The sequence below is a fragment of the Snodgrassella sp. genome (assembly GCF_024103505.1).
GTDB classification, from domain to species: Bacteria; Pseudomonadota; Gammaproteobacteria; order Burkholderiales; family Neisseriaceae; genus Snodgrassella; species Snodgrassella communis.
Genome location: NZ_JAGGIJ010000006.1, coordinates 63,724 through 81,911, shown reverse-complemented (window position 1 = coordinate 81,911; position 18,188 = coordinate 63,724). Strand labels below are relative to the sequence as shown.

At 41.9% G+C, this 18,188-nt stretch carries 13 protein-coding genes and 2 tRNA genes; 6 read left to right on the top strand and 9 right to left on the bottom strand.

Annotation, left to right across the window (positions count from 1 at the left end):
• Nucleotides 1-5: 5 nt before the first annotated feature.
• From J6578_RS07360 to J6578_RS07325, 8 genes are all read right to left on the bottom strand, one after another.
• On the bottom strand, nucleotides 6-896 hold the full coding sequence (locus J6578_RS07360; protein ID WP_287951230.1) for an EfeM/EfeO family lipoprotein: 891 nt from the start codon (nucleotides 894-896) through the stop codon (nucleotides 6-8).
• A complete protein-coding gene (locus tag J6578_RS07355; RefSeq protein ID WP_093091885.1) occupies nucleotides 893-1,723 on the bottom strand; it encodes an FTR1 family iron permease in 831 nt (276 codons plus the stop codon). The genes J6578_RS07360 and J6578_RS07355 overlap by 4 nt, the downstream gene beginning before the upstream one ends.
• 13 nt (nucleotides 1,724-1,736) lie before the next feature.
• The gene (locus tag J6578_RS07350; protein WP_100150124.1) at nucleotides 1,737-2,072 is read right to left on the bottom strand and encodes a cupredoxin domain-containing protein; all 336 of its coding nucleotides are present in this window, start codon (nucleotides 2,070-2,072) and stop codon (nucleotides 1,737-1,739) included.
• A 100-nt stretch (nucleotides 2,073-2,172) separates the two neighbouring features.
• Nucleotides 2,173-2,718 carry an iron transporter gene (locus J6578_RS07345; RefSeq protein WP_093091889.1) on the bottom strand — a complete coding sequence of 182 codons (546 nt, stop codon included), beginning with the start codon at nucleotides 2,716-2,718 and terminating at the stop codon, nucleotides 2,173-2,175.
• 522 nt (nucleotides 2,719-3,240) lie between these two features.
• Nucleotides 3,241-3,597, bottom strand: a complete 357-nt coding sequence (locus J6578_RS07340) for a hypothetical protein (RefSeq protein ID WP_093091891.1) — start codon at nucleotides 3,595-3,597, stop codon at nucleotides 3,241-3,243.
• A gap of 1,732 nt (nucleotides 3,598-5,329) precedes the next feature.
• A complete protein-coding gene (locus tag J6578_RS07335) occupies nucleotides 5,330-6,205 on the bottom strand; it encodes a DNA adenine methylase (protein ID WP_287954235.1) in 876 nt (291 codons plus the stop codon).
• Between the two features lie 65 nt (nucleotides 6,206-6,270).
• Nucleotides 6,271-8,142, bottom strand: a complete 1,872-nt coding sequence (locus tag J6578_RS07330; RefSeq protein WP_287954233.1) for an AAA family ATPase — start codon at nucleotides 8,140-8,142, stop codon at nucleotides 6,271-6,273.
• A gap of 365 nt (nucleotides 8,143-8,507) precedes the next feature.
• Nucleotides 8,508-8,583 (bottom strand) — tRNA-Phe (locus tag J6578_RS07325).
• A 245-nt stretch (nucleotides 8,584-8,828) separates the two neighbouring features.
• Between J6578_RS07325 and ampD the strand changes: the two genes are divergently transcribed.
• From ampD to galU, 4 genes are all read left to right on the top strand, one after another.
• Entirely contained in the window at nucleotides 8,829-9,413 is a 585-nt protein-coding gene (gene ampD, locus J6578_RS07320) for a 1,6-anhydro-N-acetylmuramyl-L-alanine amidase AmpD (protein WP_287951227.1), read from the top strand.
• Nucleotides 9,414-9,519: 106 nt separating this feature from the next.
• Nucleotides 9,520-10,782, top strand: a complete 1,263-nt coding sequence (locus tag J6578_RS07315; RefSeq protein ID WP_287954300.1) for a cell division protein ZipA C-terminal FtsZ-binding domain-containing protein — start codon at nucleotides 9,520-9,522, stop codon at nucleotides 10,780-10,782.
• 91 nt (nucleotides 10,783-10,873) lie between these two features.
• Nucleotides 10,874-13,294, top strand: coding sequence for an NAD-dependent DNA ligase LigA (ligA, locus tag J6578_RS07310; protein WP_287954231.1), 2,421 nt, complete (start codon nucleotides 10,874-10,876; stop codon nucleotides 13,292-13,294).
• 6 nt (nucleotides 13,295-13,300) lie between these two features.
• The gene (gene galU / locus J6578_RS07305) at nucleotides 13,301-14,173 is read left to right on the top strand and encodes a UTP--glucose-1-phosphate uridylyltransferase GalU (protein ID WP_093091907.1); all 873 of its coding nucleotides are present in this window, start codon (nucleotides 13,301-13,303) and stop codon (nucleotides 14,171-14,173) included.
• Nucleotides 14,174-14,322: 149 nt separating this feature from the next.
• On the opposite strand, the gene rtcR is transcribed toward galU, so the two are convergent.
• The gene (rtcR, locus tag J6578_RS07300) at nucleotides 14,323-15,936 is read right to left on the bottom strand and encodes an RNA repair transcriptional activator RtcR (protein ID WP_287954229.1); all 1,614 of its coding nucleotides are present in this window, start codon (nucleotides 15,934-15,936) and stop codon (nucleotides 14,323-14,325) included.
• 320 nt (nucleotides 15,937-16,256) lie between these two features.
• On the opposite strand from rtcR, the gene J6578_RS07295 reads away from it, so the two are divergent.
• Nucleotides 16,257-16,329 (top strand) — tRNA-Arg (locus tag J6578_RS07295).
• Between the two features lie 278 nt (nucleotides 16,330-16,607).
• Entirely contained in the window at nucleotides 16,608-18,182 is a 1,575-nt protein-coding gene (locus J6578_RS07290; RefSeq protein WP_287954227.1) for a slipin family protein, read from the top strand.
• Nucleotides 18,183-18,188: the final 6 nt, after the last annotated feature.

Below are 18,188 nucleotides of genomic sequence, written 5' to 3'. Positions count from 1 at the left end.
AAACCTTAATGAGGGTACTTGTAATAAACACGAACGCCTAATTGTGCCCGCAGTTGCGCCAGAAGACTGGTCTGAATGCTTAACAGCGAATACAGGCTGTCATGGTCAGTCTGGCTGAGTTGACTGAAGCTCTGAAACTGATTTTGTGGTAACTGATAGTGCTGGAGAACAGCAAAAATCTGCTGATAGCCACTATCAAGTGCTGCTCGTTGCTCGGCCGGAATAAAGTCAGCGAGCTGCTGCACAATCTGGGCTGAACCGGTTACATTGGCTTGAATATCGGCTAAATCGCTATGGCTGTACTGATTTTCCTTACCGGCAAGTTTGGTTTGCAAAATCATTTCCAGAAAATCAGATGCCGCTTGGATAACCTTGGCTATATCCAGCTCATCTGATGCTACCCGTTTCTGTAAATCAATGATTCCATATTGCAGATTGCTGGCTTCTGCCTGTGCCTGTTGCAGGTCTTTGCGTACAAACAGTTCATATTCCAATCGGTGAAACCCGCTGAAACTAGGGTTATTGATGCCTTGCAGATAGTAATCAGCGCGTGAATTGATGTTCTGGTCGGCATTGCCAAACAGTTTGACTATCACTCGTACCTGTTCGTAGCTCTGGTGTGCGCGGACATAATCCTGCTGTGCCTGTAATAATTGCCCGCTCTGACTGGCATGTACAATGGCATTAAGATATTGCTGCGTGGTTTTCAGTTGCCGGACAACCTGTTGCTGATAAGCCCTGATAGCTGAATGGTATTTGGCAGGGGTGGGAATATCGCCTTTGGCTGTGACTGCATTGGTGTCGTCGATAAGAGGTGCCCTTAAGCCGTGTGCCGCTGATATTGCCGGTAGCAACAGCGAGCACAGGAACAGAGCATAAAACCTGTGCTGCTTCATTTGGATTTTTTCCTTAAAAAAAGTATTGCCATTAACAGCCAGAATACGCCAAAAGTAATGACGCTAATCCACATTGGCTGCGAACGGTAGGCAAAGAGTGAAGACGTGAAGCTGCCAATCAAACCGCTATCGTCAATCAAGTATGAGGTATCCCATGCCGGGCTAATCAGAAAATCGGGGATGGAAATGTCATGTTCCAGTAACATATTGGTGCCATCTTCAACTGCCCTCATAAGTAATGAGATGGCCAGAAATAATAGTATGATGCCGGTTATGGTAAAAAATTTTTTCCACTGAATGAAGCGGCTGGTCAGAATAAAGGCATAGAAAGTTAGCGCTGATACTGCGATACCGATAAGTACGGCAATGCAAAAGCCGGCGTAATTATGACTGTTAAGCTGCATGATTTGCCCAGACAGGAATACAACGATTTCACTGCCCTCACGGGCAATGGCAATCGCAATAATAAATAATGCTCCCCACCATGAATGGCGGGCTACCTGTTGCGCCATTTCCTTTTCCAGTGAGGATTTCATGCTGCGGGCGTGTTTGTTCATCCAGTACACCATCTGTACAATCAGCATACAGGCCAGTACAGACATCCCCATCATAAATATTGTTTGATGGTCATCGCTAAGTTCTTTAAATATACCGTTGATAATCAAAGCCAGTATGATGGATATCAGTACACCGAGTCCTATTCCGCCATACAGGTAGGGCATACCATTACGGCTTTCGGGGTTGTGTTTAATCCATGAATAAATAATACCCACAACGAGCAGTGCTTCGAAGCATTCGCGCCAGACAACAAAAATGACTTGTCCCATTTATATCCTGTTCTTATTTTACGATTAGCTGCCCTTTGGGCTTATTCAGGTGGAAATCATCGAAAAAGATATAGGTGCCGGGTTTTTTCGGAGCTATTACCACCACTGATGAAGCGCCCGGTGCCAGTACTTTTTCCTTTACCAGCTGAGTGCTTTCAAACTCAACCGGACCCTTGCCAATATTGGTGATTTTAATCCGAATAATTTTGTTGGCCGGAGCGTTGAGAATTAACGGCATCATGTCACCATCTTTCATTTTCAGTTCCAGAGTGACTTTGTCATCAGCCATAGCAGAATATGAAAGCATGAAACCGCATAAGCTTAAAATAATAAGAAAAAATTTTTTCATGTGGGATACGCTTACGGGAAAGGATTGTGGTCGTAATCATGTCTTAGAGGATTATTCTGCCAGTTAAAACCAGAATAATCCCCGTACTGACCAGTACTACTTAGTAGCTGCCTTTACGACCAACACCGGCGTAATCAAAGTCCCAGCTAACTTCAAATGGTTTGAACCACGGTGCCACACCTGTTTCTTTGTCAATATGACGTGCCATTTGGTTGGCAGTGGGTGGGGAAATACGGTAGGTAACACGATATTTCCCCTGACCGTTCAGTTTAATGTTGTCCCCATAGTGAGGGCCGTCATTGGCAACCATAGACATGAATTTGCCGGAGTGCTCAAATTGGCCTTTAGTAAGTTTAGTGACGGTGTAATCAATATTCAGATTAGGAATCCAGTCACCTTCGGCAAAACCGTTTGGATTACCTTCTGTCGCATGAATATCAGCCTCCATATGTACATCAGCTTTGCTGGCTGGCAGATGCATATTGCTGTGATCCATACCTTCGGTATCCATAGTGATGGGCGGCAGATAGACGCCAGCAATTTCCATTCCGTTTTTGATGATGGGTTTACCCATTGGGTATTCCTGAGCAAAAGCTGCCATAGAGATAAGGGCAGCACTAGCTATGGCAAATTTTTGTAACAGCATTCTTGATTTTCCTATTTTAGTTCTGTTAATCAATATCAATCAGATTATGACTGGATGACAATTGATAAGGATTATCAATATACATCTTTTGCAAATGTTAGGAAACAATTAAATTATGTCTTTTATAAATATTTAATGTTATTTATTAACTTACTAAAATAATTTCTGGCTATTTTTGTAAATATATTTTAATCAGAATGGTTGCGGATACATATACCCGCTAATCATGTTACCCGGATTAATGGTGCTAAATTTTAGCTAACAATGATGTCGTCTAGCTAATAATAGAATGTTCGTTATAAATAAGAAGTCCGGCTGGTCAATATTCACAATATTGCTATTGTGGTAAAGCCAAACTATTGATATATAAGTTAAGAGATGTTAAATTAAAATGGTAGTGGCCATAAATATTGGTTAAAGGTATTGCCGGCCTGAACAGATTGAGAATATTACCTGTTCAGGCTGGTCTGGTTGGGGAAATAAGACAGCTGCCTATGATGATGTCACCATAGGTAGCGTATGTTAGGGCTTATATACTGCCTGCCATATTTGTTGTGCTAAGGGTTCTATACCATGCCACAGCAAAGGTTGCCAGTTGCGCTTTTGGCAAAATGAAAACACCAGAGTTTCGGCTCTGATAATGCTGTTGCAAGGTTTAAAAACCAGTAGCCCGCTGTCCTGCCAGTCTGAGTCAACCCTGATGATATAAGGTGACAGGATATAAGCCGTGTATTCGGTAGCTTCCTCTGGTTCGTCAGGCCACGGATTGCCGATTGATGTAGTTTGTTGTAAATAGTAAAGTGCAAAAGGTTGCTGTAGCTGTAAGTTGTCATGCAGTGCACTGGACAGTGCATCCTTATCTGGTGCAAGAAATCTCATTGCCTGTCTCCCTGTGCACATTTATTGATGATAAATATATTATTTGTATTTGTCATGTAATTTATCTCTGTGTACTGACGCCACCTGCGTGCGCACAACCGTTGTGCAAGCAGATTAGATTGCCGTACGTGATGGGAGAGATTCGCCTTGTAGATATTCATGTAATTGCCTTTCTCTTTGGTCATAAAGCCGCAATAGTGCTGTCAAACACGGATGGCGGCAGACAAATGGCAGGGTTGACAGACCGACAAAGAGAACCGGTAGGCGTAAAGCCTCCCTGCCATTGTCCACCATAAGTCAGGTGAAGCAATGAACATTTACAGACAAAAAAGCTATTCCATAAGTGAATAGCAGCGTGTCTGCCTCTTTAATCAGCCTGTCAAAGCTGGCTGTGCTATTGAACACAACGGCTTTATCTTGCCGTTAAAGCTTGATACTGTCAATTATTGCTGCATACCAGATGTTTCGGTTGTTTGCTGTGTATTTTCATTCTAAGTAAAAGCTTTCTGCCTGCTGATTTTATTGTGCTTGTTTTATTGCTGAAAATTGATTTCAAGTTAATTTTTATTTGTATGGCATGTTGCATCTGTTACCGATCTGGCAACAGGCTGTAACAGCAAACCGTCACTTTCCGGCTTAGTGGTTTTTGTCTTCATCATAAGGTGTACTGAAAATTGTCAGTGGGTTTAGCTGGATAAACCGGCTAGCTGTTAATCATGGCAATAGAAGTGAATAAAGCAATGCACGCAAGATGCCGCATAATTCAGACAGATACATAACTTATTTTAAATTAGTGATTTCGCTTATCCTGTATGGATGATGGCGAGCTATTTTACACTAATAGCATTATTTTAATAGGCACTCAGAATAAATCAAATTAATAAATAAAGTAGCCGTTTAAATTATTAAAATTAATATCAATCAATTACCAAAATAGATTATGATTATTTTTTCATTAAAAAATCGGGCTGATGCTAGTGGCCTAATACTTAAATTTCTGTTCAGCGGTTACATTTATAATCGATAGCCATTTCAAGCTACTCCGGTGGTGGTATTGTCAGAGCTTCTTCAATCAAAACCTATTGCCAGCCGTCTATTTATGTCTGAGTGATAAGCGCATTACCTATAACATTGAAAAAACCGCTGTTGCTGTAATCCAGAAATATCAGATTGCATGTAAGCTTTCTCCCCAAATATAGCCTGAAATCCATTGCCATCCAGTAGATGATTGTAATAGCATATGAACAGAATTCTTGAACAGACTAGTTTTTTTTGGGTAAAGAACTTAAATCACTTCATTAAATTTAAGCATGTCCATTATTAAAGCATTTGTATTAAATATGCTTATATTATATTGATACCGCCTGAAACACACTAATCCGGCAGTTTAAGAGTTGATTTTCGACATAGCCGGATGCAGTCAACCAGTAATCCCCGTCTGGTGAAACTATAATATTGGTGAAAGTTTACAGACATAAAAATAACGCACAAATGGCAATATCCTATAATTTACCTACTTCTGGTTATTGGCTGTCTAAAAACGTCTGCCAAGTTGGAAAGTATAAAACTATATTACTTAGAAATGGTAACGAGATCGGTAATTAGTTAAAATATTTAGGTTAAAATATGAACTTTTGTTCGAGATAAGTATTAGGTAATATTTAGCCGTGCAATTAATTAAATTTTGGTAAATAGAGTGTGTTTAATTACAAATTTGTCTTTAAAGTTAACTTTATATTTTAATATGTAAAATTTCAGAAATTGGTTTTTTGGGGATTTCTACATTATCTCCATAAATCATTACTTCAGAACCTTTCTGTTTATTGCACGCACAATAAGATAAATTATATTCTTTTTGTCGATAGTTCTTATAGATTGATTTGATTTCCGAACAATTATCATATGATACAATCCATTTGTGGTTGATATTGCCTAATGCATTGCATATACTCACGTGGTCTTGATGAGTATAAAAATTTCGATAAAGACCCTGACCTTTAACATAATAGGGGGGATCAAGATAAATGAATGATTGTTCAGGTAATATAATATCTATTTTATTTATTAACTCAATTGCATCATAATTGTAGACATGAATTTTGTCTGCACATCCAGCAATACGAGTTATAAGTTTTGCTAAACGATCTTTATTAAATCGAGCATCTAATTTATAGTTCCCAGTCTGATTTTTTCCACCAATTACACCTGCTTTTAAAATTCCAGAGCGATTAGTCCGGTTTAAGAAAAATGCAGCGAAGCCATGTATTAGAGGTGAATAATCATTGGGATTTTGTAAAATAATTTTTTGCCGATACCATTCATCAATAGTTATTTTCGTTTTAGAAAGTAATGAAAGAAAAGCGTCTGGTTCTTGAGTAATTGCTTGCCAAAAATGAAAAATTGCAGGATCTAAGTCATTTATATGGATATGCTTGCTATAGTTATCAAATAATAAATCCAATGCAACACCACATCCTCCTGCAAATGGTTCCATATAATGGCCACCAACTAAATTATTTGTTTCCAGGATTTTTTTGACAAAGGGTGAGAAGGCACTTTTTCCTCCCGGATAGCGTAATGGAGTTAAAGGTTTTGAATTTCCAGCCATATTCAATCTCTGTCTATAATGTATTTATATTGTATCAAAAAATTTAACGTATATATTAAGCTACTTTATTCTTTAGATTGAGATACTAACTCAATTGCCGATTTTAATCGTCTAAGAAAATTATCAATCTCAGTTTGATTTTCTTGACACCAGAATAATATTAATTTACTTTCTTCAAAAAATTTTAAATGTGTTCGAAACCAATTTTTATAACTTTCCCTTTCATATTTAATAACTTCCCCATTTTTTGATAATGTTAAAACCCGTTCTGATACGTAATCGCTTGTGTATCCATTAGGCATATTTGTCCAAAAATCTCTTACTGAACTATCTGATTTATCATATACTTTTTCAAATAAATATTTGTATAAAATACTCTCAGGAGGTCTATCTCCTTGTTTTGTGTTTACATTAAATTCTTTATTGCCCGGTAAGGGGCATATTAGATCATTATTATCAATGTTATCTCTATTATTTTTACTGTTATAAACATCATTATCAGGAATTAAAATTATTTTGCGAAAATATTCATCGCCTTTGTGTAATGCCATTAGAACATTGCACCCTACTGATATTGCTATAAGTCTTAGTTCTTTACCAAAATAATCTGTATAATTTGTAATATTTTTAAATTTAAGTATTTGTTTAAAAAAGAAAACCGCTTCTTCATCTTCAAAATATATTTTGATTGGTTCAGTTTTTGGTTCCACTGGAGGCAAAACTAACATGTCATTTTTTATTTTAGTATAAGTTGGATTTTCCATTAAATGTGGAAAATTAGAATCTTTTAAATAAACTACATCATTAACTTTTTCTCCCTTATGGTCATTCTTATCAAGTATGGATTTGAGAATGGTGAGCGAATGAGTCGTTATAATAATTTGTAGATTAAGCTTTTTGGCTTTACAGTGCAGCAATTCAACCAATTTTTCCTGTGCTCTAGGGTGTAATCCAGCATCAACTTCGTCAATTACTAAAATCCCGCCTTTATAATTGGCTTCTTGTACCCGTTTAAGCCGGTTAAATGATGCTAATGCTGTAATTATTGAGCTAAGCGAATCTTGCCCTAAAGATATTGCAAATGAGTTATATTCAAAAGATGGAACACAAGAACCTTTTTTAGAGCTAGTAAAAATATGAGTGGTAATTTCATTTCTATCTGTGAAAGTTGAAAGTACCTGATTAAAAGCTTCTTGTATGAAAATTTTATCCTCATTATCCATTCTCATAGAGATCTTTTTATCTATTAAAGTAACATCAAATTCACCAATAGGAGTCATCCTACTCATCCCTAAATAAATAGTAGGAATAGGAATTTTTGCAGATCCCATTAAATGTTCTGCTTCTTTTTGATTAAGGATTTCTGAGTTATGCATACTATAACTAGAAATTTTTTCCGGGGAAATTGTTCTTGGAATGATACGTAAACGCCAAATGAGAATTTTTGACCCTGAAAGCTTTGACTTATTGTTCTCATCAGTAGGATTTTTTTGATCAAATAATGAACTTTGCCTAGTATTGGTATTTGTTTTTTTGGGAATAACCTTAACCATATGGCTTTTATATAATTTTTTTTCGATAGGGTGTTTTTGTAAATTTAAAGAATAAGATTTTTTTATAGTCAGTTGGTTATTTAATTTATATTGTAATATTATGGAATGTTTATTATATATGTTGTTTTCAGATTCGTTTTTTTTGAAGTCATCATAATAATCTAAATAAAATGCTTCTTGAAAATTTGATTGAAAAGTTTTATTAAAAAAACTTTTCTCGCCTTTGGTTAAACCGGAACAATGAGCTATTAAACCTAAAATTGTAGATTTTCCTATTCCATTATGCCCTGCGATTGCTGTCAATCTGGGAGCTATTTTAATTTTTATATTTTTTAATTTACGAAAACCATCTGCGCTAAATTCTATTTCTTCAAGCTTAAGCACTTTTTATTCCTTGAATAAACTTAAATTTTTAACTAACAAAGCTGTAAAGGTATGTGAAATTATCTATAATTTTACATTAAATTTTAGCATGATAATAGGTCATATGGGATTTTATTGAGTTTATAATGATGTTTTTGAATTTATAAAGATAACTAGTACAGAACCTATTATGGAATCGGACGGTTGTTTTAGATTTTCATGACTATGAAAATTTTATAGAGTTTTAGTTCAGTCATGCAATAGATCGAACCTGTAAGTAGAAATTTTTCAAGTAAACTTTTAAATAAGAAAATCTTTTTTATTTTTTATATTGATATAACTTGAATTCAACAGACAAAAAAATAACCGCATTCAGCGGTTATTAATGGTGGCCAGAGGCAGGATCGAACTGCCGACACACGGATTTTCAGTCCGTTGCTCTACCGACTGAGCTATCTGGCCATCGGGGAAGAGTGCGCATTAAACCAGATATAAGCGTACTTGGCAAGTGTTTTATATGTGCGATTGTATATGTGGCTGTTTCTTTAACAGAAAAATCTAATTTTGCTAGCTGTGCATATAGGTTGTTCTGGCCTGTTTTTGGTTAATTATTATCGTGTACAGATTCTGACCTGACTTTTTGCTAAATGTGGACGATTAAACAAAGCTGTATTAAGGTAGGCACTTTTATTATAAAGGCGAAGAGGATGCAGGGCGAACAGAAGCCACTATGGACAGACGGCTGGTTGCAGCAGTGTACGCATATGCCGTCACCGAATTTCAGCCAGCGCCCGCAGCCGGCTGAGGTATCGCTGGTGGTATTACATAATATTTCCCTGCCACCGTTTGAATATGGACAACAGGCTGTGCAGCGTCTGTTTACTAATCAGATTAAGCCGGATGAGCCGGATGATTTTATGCGTTCGCTTATCAATTTGCGAGTATCAAGCCATTTCCTGCTTGAGCGCAGCGGGGCATTAACCCAGTTTGTTTCCTGTGATGATGCGGCTTTTCAGGCGGGAGTGTCGCGTTTTGACGGACGTGAAGGCTGTAACGCATTTTCAATTGGGATTGAGCTGGAAGGCTGTGATTTTGAGCCGTTTACAGAATCTCAGTATATGCAGTTAAATGAATTATTGCAGGTACTGTGTAGGCACTACCCGATTCAGGCTATCACTGGGCATCAGCATATAGCACCGGGGCGAAAGTCCGATCCGGGGCATTTTTTTCAATGGCACCGGTTGCGTGCATGGGGTTTGCCGGTGATAACGCAATATCAGTGGCCGCTATAGTTTAAGGCTGCCGGCGGGGGTATTTTTGGTTATAATTCTGTTTAACTGTTAATTAACCTGCGGCTTCCGCAAATTGCCTAGTAGGAATGTAATGAGTGATTCTGTATTGATTGTGTTGGTAGTGGGTGCGGCGTTCATTCTGGCAGTGCTGGTCTACAATATTTATCAGGAAAGCCAATACCGCAAACAATTGCGTGATCAGTTTGGACATGCCAATAAGGATGCCTTACTGGACAGTCAGGTGAGCTCGGTACGTGATGGCACTCAGGTGCAGTCTGTGCCAAATGGCAATACGATGCCGCCAGTAAATGAGGCAGATACTGCTGCTGCTGATGCATCTGAAGCGCAGCCTGAACCTGTGGCTACTGATAAGCAAACTGTGCCTGAGGCCAGTGATAGCTGCATACAGGATGATGCCGTTACTGCTGCGCAACCGGTAGCCGTGACCGATGAGAAAGAGGCAAGCTCAGAAAATCCGGCCGTACGCAGCGATATGGAACCATTATCACGGACTATGCCGATAAAAGGTCGTAAAACCTTACTGGATGTGCGCGATATGTCTAAACAGCCGCTGCCATGGTTTGATATGCGTTTTGACTATCTGGCCTATATTGCCTTGTATGAACCCAAAGAGTTGCACGCCATGCCGCGTTTGAGCAGCCGTTCACGTTTTCGGCTGGTGGGCTGTACCATGGATGACCGTTATCAGGTGGCTGAGCCGATTCCCAGTGTTTATTATCAGGGTTTTGTGGTTGGTTTGCAGGCCATTAGCCGCAGTGGTTTGCTCACGCATGAAGAGCTGGCACATTTTGGTGAACAGGCTAATCGTTTTGCTGAGCAAATGGATGGCCAATTACTGTTAACGGATATTAATACTTTCCTGAATGTGGCGCGGCCGTTGGATGAGCTGTGTGCACGGGTTGATCAGACAATTGCTATTCATCTGGTGTCACGCACGAATGTAAGTGGTATGGAGTTGCGTACAGCGGTTGAGAAACTGGGTTTTGAACTGGGGCATGATGGGGCATTCTATTATGCCGATAGTAATGGTGAACCTTTGTTCAATATTGTAACGCTGGATAACTCACCGTTTACAGCAACATTGTTAGCAAATCAAAATTATCGTGGATTCAGTATGTTATTTGATATAGTACACATACCGAACGGCGAAAAATGTTTTGATCAGTTTATGGATATGGCGGTTAAGCTTTCCAGCCAGCTGAGCTTGGATCTGGTCAATGATAAAGTTGAAGAGCTGTCTACGGAATGGCTGCGTGAAGTACGCCGCTATGTAGTGGAACGGCAGAAGGAAATGAAGCAGGTTGAGTTGAAGCCCGGAAGTGAGCTGACGAAAAGGCTGTTTTCCTGATATTGCCTGTATTGTTAATTTTGTGATGAGATGGCAAGCCGCAGAATGGGGGTTGCCATTTTCTTTATAGCTGTCTGAAGGAATAACCGGAATGGATACAGTAAGCGAACAGCAAATTATTGATTTAACTGCACTGCTTAATCGCTATGCACATGAGTATTATGATCTGGATGCGCCTACTGTACCGGATGCCGAATATGACCGGCTGTTCCGCGAATTACAGGCTCTGGAAGAGCAGTATCCGCAATGGCGCCAGCCAGATAGTCCCAGTATGCGCGTGGGCGGGCGCGCACAACAAAAATTTACTGCTGTGGTGCATCAGATTCCCATGTTGTCACTGAATAATGCGTTTTCGCCGCTGGACGATAATAATCAGTTTGACCATAGTGAAATGTATGCTTTTGATAAGCGCGTGCGCGATGGTCTGGGTGCGGAGCCTGAATATATTGTCGAACCGAAATTTGATGGTCTGGCCATCAGCTTGCTTTATCGCGATGGTCTGCTGGTGCAAGCATCAACCCGTGGTGATGGCTATACCGGTGAGGATGTCACCGCTAACGCGCGTACCATTGTAAATATTCCTTTGCGTCTGCATGGCGATAATGTGCCCGATGTACTGGAAGTGCGTGGTGAAGTGCTGATGCTGAAAGCGGATTTTGAGCGGCTTAATGCACATCAGCAGGCAGAAAATCAGAAAACATTTGCCAATCCGCGCAATGCAGCGGCTGGCAGCTTGCGCCAACTGGATCCGAAAATTACTGCACGCCGGCGTCTGCACTTTTACGCTTACGGAATTGCCAGACTGGACGAGCATTTTGTAGCGGATAGTCACAGTGAAGAGCTGACGCTGCTGGCACGTTGGGGCTTGACCGTGCCGCCACAGAATACTTTGTGTTATCAGGCTGATATCAAAAAAGTGCTCGCTTTTTATGAGCATATTTATCAGATACGCGCAGATTTGCCGTTTGGTATCGATGGTGTGGTAATCAAAGTGGATAATCTGGCACAACAGGAACAACTGGGTTATGTGGCGCGGGCGCCAAGGTTTGCCATTGCGCAGAAATTTCCGGCTGAAGAAATGCTCACCACAGTTGAAGCAATTGATGTACAGGTTGGACGTACTGGTGCAATTACCCCGGTAGCGCGTTTAACGCCGGTATTTGTTGGCGGTGTAACTGTCACCAATGCCACTTTGCATAACGAAGGTGAAGCACAGCGTAAGGATGTACGTGAGGGTGATACCGTCATTGTACGGCGTGCCGGTGATGTGATTCCGGAAATTGTGTCTGTGGTACTGGCACAGCGACCAATGGTGGAAGAAAAGACAGATTTGCTCACGCCGGCACAGGCCGTACCCAAGTTTCCGCCTTTCCGTATGCCGCAACATTGTCCGGTTTGTGGACATGAAATTGTGCGTGAAGAGGGGGAGGCTGTGGTGCGCTGTAGTGGTGGCATGTTATGTCAGGCACAACGGGTACAGGCACTGATTCACTTTGCATCACGCCGAGCGATGGATATTGAAAATCTGGGCGAACGGCAGATTGAGCTGTTGGTAGCACAGGGACGTGTGCATCATTTTGCCGATGTGTACCGTTTGCAACTGGCTGATTTGCTGGCTATGAAACAGCAGGCCAAACAGGAAGCAGCGGATAGTGCAGAAGCAGCGGCGGATGAACTGGCCTTAGCCACTACCGGTAGGGCGGCCAAACAGCAACCTTCCCGCTGGGCAGAAAATATTCTGGCCGGCATCGAAGCCAGCCGCCAGCGTCCGCTGGCCAATCTTATCTATGCTTTAGGTATTTTTCATGTGGGTGAACGCACTGCCAAGCAATTAGCACAGGCGTTTGGCGATTTGTCCACGCTAACTCAGGCTACTGAACCATTACTGGCCTGTTTGCCGGATATCGGTACTGTTGTGGCGCATTCGGTAGCGTATTTTTTCAGTCAGGAAGATCAGACTGGTCAATTGCAGGAATTGCTTGATGCGGGCGTAGAACCACAGGCAGAAACCCGCCGGATACCGCTGCGTGAATATTTTGCCCCTGAGCGGGTACTGGCACGTCTGCCCGGTGCCGGCTTAACCGAAACCCGAGCACAGAAGCTGTGGCAACTGGTGGGGATGGACTGGTCGCAGCTATTAACAGATAAAGCTTTACCGGAAAGCTGGCAACACTGGTGCACCCAGCCGGAAAACCGCTTATTACTGCAAAAAACCATTGCTTTACGTGAGCAATTACTTGCCGGCGAGCCAGAAGAAATAGCGCCGGCGGCCAATGAAGCTGTTGCCGGTAAAACTTTTGTGTTAACCGGCACATTACCAGACTGGTCGCGGGATGTGGCGCAGCAGCACATCGAGGAAGCCGGTGGCAAAGTCAGTAGCAGTGTGTCGAAAAAAACCGATTTTGTCGTGGCTGGTGCTGAAGCCGGCAGCAAATTGAGCAAAGCCGAGGCGCTGGGTGTTACCATACTGGATCAGGCTGCGTTGATGGCTATGTTAGGAATTAAAGAATAGAAGCAGATGAAAACAGAACCAATCCGTAAATGTGTGTTTCCGGTAGCAGGTATGGGAACACGCTTTTTACCGGCTACCAAAGCCAGCCCGAAAGAAATGCTGCCGATTGTGGATAAACCACTGATTCAGTATGCAGTAGAGGAGGCCGTGGCAGCCGGCTGTACCGAGCTGGTATTTATTACCGGCCGCAATAAGCGCTGTATTGAAGATCACTTTGATAAAGCGTATGAGCTGGAAACCGAGCTGGCTTATCGCAATCAGAACAAATTACTCGATTTTGTGCAGGATATCCTGCCACCTAATGTCACCTGTCTGTATATCCGCCAGCCGGCTGCGCTGGGACTGGGACATGCGGTGTTGTGCAGCCGTGCCGCTGTGGGCAAAGAAAACTTTGCCGTAGTGCTCGCCGATGACCTGATTGATGCCCAGTCCGGCGCATTAAGCCAGATGATGGATGCTTATCACCGTACTGGTTGTAATGTGCTTGGTGTGGAAAATGTCGACCCCCAACAGACTGGAGCTTACGGTATTGTAGAAACCGCCCGCGAAGATAGCTTTGATTATGTCAAAAGTATTGTGGAAAAACCGCATCCGGACGAAGCACCTTCGCATCTGGGGGTAGTGGGACGCTATATTTTATCTGCCCGCATTTTTGATTTTCTCACTAATTTACCGCGCGGGGCGGGCGGAGAAATCCAGTTAACCGATGCCATTGCCCGCTTGCTCACCGAGCAGAAAATGATTGCTTATGCTTTTGCCGGCAGACGCTATGATTGTGGCGATAAGCTTGGCTATCTGGAAGCAACAGTAGCGTATGGAATGAAGCATCCTCTGGTGGGTGAAGAGTTTAAAAAACTGCTACAGCGCATGGTGTGTTAATCGAATGACTGCCTGCTTACCGTTTTGTCGGCAGTCTGATTTTTTGTGGTTATGATTTTGAGGTAAGTTATCAAGAATAATCGTTTCCGATAAATTACCTCATATTCAAATTTAAGCAGTTATGCTGTCTTTAAATGACGTAATGACCACTATCTTTCTTTTATCTGCTCCCAGCTTAAATCAAACTTGGCCAGATATTTTTTCAGCCTGTCGGCATCATTGGCGCGTTGTTTCTGTGCCCGCGATACAGCAAACAGATAACGGCCGGCCTCGGATAGCGTTCGGCTTTTACGGCATACTTCAATTACCTTTTCCAACTGATAGCGGTCGAATTCATCAATTTCAGCCGGAATCAGCGTATTGGTGGGTGTTGTCTGCTGCCAGTGTTGTTGTAGGCGCTGAATTTCATCTTCAACCTGTGTCAAAGTGATATTACCTTGCGTGGCCAGTGTAGCCATGCGGGTAATGGACGCAGTGAGTTCGCGGAAATTACCTGTCCATAGCGCGCTGGCCGAAGTAGCAAAGTTTACATAGCGGGTTCTGGATTGCTGATTAAAACGTGGCATGGTGCCATATTCCTGTGCATAGCGTGCCAGCTCAAAATCAATATTCGGCTCAATATCCTCTTTGCGTTCTGCCAGCCCGGGTAATTGATAACTCCATAAATTAATCCGCGCGTATAAATCTTCCCTGAAAGCGCCACAGGCAATTGCCTGTTTTAAATCTTTATTAGTGCCGGCAATCAACTGAAAGCGGCTGGAGACCAGCTTATCCGAACCCAAAGGGTAAAAATGTTTTTCTTCGATAGCTTTTAACAAAATCGCCTGCTCATCCAGCCCCAGTTCACCGATTTCATCCAGAAACAAAAGGCCGTTATCAGCCTCTTTGAGTAACCCGCTTCTGGGCATAACTGCACCGGTATAAGCCCCTTTGCTATGGCCGAACAAAGTTGACATGGCATTATCACCGCTCAGCGTAGCGCAATTGATTTCCACAAATCGTCCACCAATCTGATGCTTATTCAGTTTTAGCTGATAAATTTGCCGGGCAAGAAACGATTTGCCGGCGCCGGTAGGGCCACATAGCAGGATAGGCGCATACGAGCGGCTGGCTACCTGTTCTATTTCAGTAATCAATTGGTTATAGTGCTGGTTTCTGGTAGCAATGCCGGATTTGAGTAATTCAGTAGCCTGTCCGGCGTATTGCTGAAAGCGAGTCAGAATCTGGTCGTAGCGGTTCAGATTCAGGTCAATGATATTGATTTGTCCGCGGCAGCATAACTGTTGATGCGCTGCCGGCTCAGCTAACGCCATTTCATGCCGTGCTGCTCCTTTGGTCGGCGATAATTGCAGCAGTCTGGCCGGATAAAAGCGTGATTCTGCCAGCAGAAACCAGCAAATCTGCATAACGTGCGTGCCGGTAGTAATATTTAAATAATAATTTTCCTGTTCGTAATCAAATTGATAGCTTTTAGCTAAATCCAGTAAACAGGTATACACCTCCTCAAAATCCCACGGGTCATGTATATGCACTGCAACCGGATTAACCTGTGTATCCGGGGCAATGGTTTTAATATCCTGAATAATTTCAGCCAGTAACTCATTATCATTTACCTGATACAGCAGCTCAAAGCGGGATACCGGTAGTTCCGGATGATTACAGACATCAACCGTTGGCCGCCAGCGCCCCCAGCGTTTTCTGCCTTTACCGCGCTGGTCAAGCACATTGCCTAAAAAGCCGAATACAACGTTTTTCCTGTTCATAGGATTGTTTTACTAGTTTATAAATATAAATAAAATTATATATAAATTTATAAAATAATGTTGGATTTAAACAATATAGGACTAGCAAATAATTTAAAAGTATAATTATTTAATTAAGAAAAATAATAGCTTATAAAAAATATCTAAAAAATTTACCTGTTGGTACAGTAATTGCAATAAAGCCTGTGTCTGCAATACATGCTGTCTGATATGGCAGTCAGGTGCATAGCGAATGCAGTTGGATTGGTCGCAAGATCAGTATAAATGCATTATCAACATGTATCCCTGAGTATGAAAGACACCTCCCTTTCACGGAGTATTTTTGAATAGCTCACTGGATAGAGCAATTGGCACCTAACCAATCTGTGACAGGTTCGATTCCTGTTTCAAAAAACACTTAGTAATACTTGTCGTATTAAGCAATACCAGTCAGTAAATGGGAATAAGCAGAGTAGCAAAAGCTTAGGCACAGGAAAAACCGGTTAACCGAACAAACTCAACATCGTTGTTTTTGTCTGGATAAAAAAACCGGATAGCAGGCAAAATATTTATTAATCATAATCAGGCAGTGATTAGATTATGGTGATGAATCTTTCCCCTGTTATTCCGTTACTTAATCCGTTTGATTGTGTTCATCCGATTTACTGGCTGCAATAGACTGGAGAATGAATATGTTAACCATAATCGATGTAAAAAAAGGTGAGCTGGCTGTTGTAAATAAACGGGATGAAATCAACACCATCGTTAGCGCCGGCCGGCATACTTTCTGGGATCCCTTTTCAGCAATAACTTATTATCCGGTAGATTTGGCCGATACCGAAATCGAACCGAACATCGCTGAAAAGCTACTTAATTTTTATCCGCAGCTAGTAGAAAAATATTGCCATATCGTTAACGTTGCCGATAATGAAATTGCCCTGCGCTATGAAGAAAACATGCTGGTAGAGATTATCATGCCCGCTACCAAAGCACTGTACTGGCAGAGTTATAAGGCGCAATCGATTAAAAAAGTCACTTTGCAGCAGGGCTACCGCCTGCCGGATGAAATAGCGCTGGAACTGATACAGGCCAAAAATACCGCCAGATTAATTACCGGTATCGACAATATCAAACTGCATTATTTTGTAGATGAGCAGATTGGCACACTATTCGTAGATAACCAGTTTGTACAGATTATTCCGCCAAAATCCGTAATAGGCTTATGTGAATTCAAACATAAACTTGTATTGGGAAAATTCAAATTACAGGACAACCGTATCGATGACCTGCTGGCGGCCACGATTGAGCAGAATGCACCAGAACAAATGCAGCAATACTGTGTACAGATGCAGGTAGGCGCTAATCAGGCCGGATTACGCTTCGAGGATGACCTGCTGGTAGAAATCCTGCCGCCGGGAACAAAAAGATTATATTGGCAGAATAATTGCAAGCAGCACATGCAGACTATCGAACTGGCGGCCGGCTACCAGCTTTCAGAACAAATGGTACAGCAATTATTACAGCCAAAATTGCGTAAGAAAGAAGTGATTGGTGACAGCAGCGTGCTGATTGCACAGGTACCGGCCTATCATGTTGGCGTATTAAAAGTAAATGGCAAAGTGGAACAACTACTGGATGCTGGCATTACCGCTTACTGGCGCTTTAACCGCGAAATCAGCGTTGAAATCGTCGATACACGCTTGCAGACTGTCGAAATTTCCGGACAGGAAATTCTAACCCGTGACAAAGTCAATCTGCGTATCAATCTGGTCGCCAACTGGTGTTATACCGATGTATTAACTGCTTTTGCCAAAGCTGCCCAGCCGGTGGAACTCTTGTACCGGCAATTGCAATTTGCCTTACGCGAAGCAATTGGTACCCGCACACTGGATGAATTACTGGAAAACAAAGATGTGATTGACGAAGTCATCAATGCGCATATGCAGGCGAACATGACAGGCTATGGAATTGAAACCATTAGCGTAGGCGTAAAAGACATAATTCTGCCGGGCGACATGAAAACCATACTGGCGCAGGTAGTGGAGGCTGAAAAAGCGGCACAGGCCAATGTAATCCGTCGCCGCGAAGAAACTTCCGCCACCCGCTCCCTGCTGAATACCGCCAGAGTAATGGAAAACAATCCGGTGGCTTTGCGCCTGAAAGAAATGGAAACACTGGAACGCATTGCTGAACGCATCGACAAAATTTCAGTTGTGGGCGGTCTGGATCAGTTATTACATGGTTTGATTAACATTCAGGCGAAATAGCAGCCT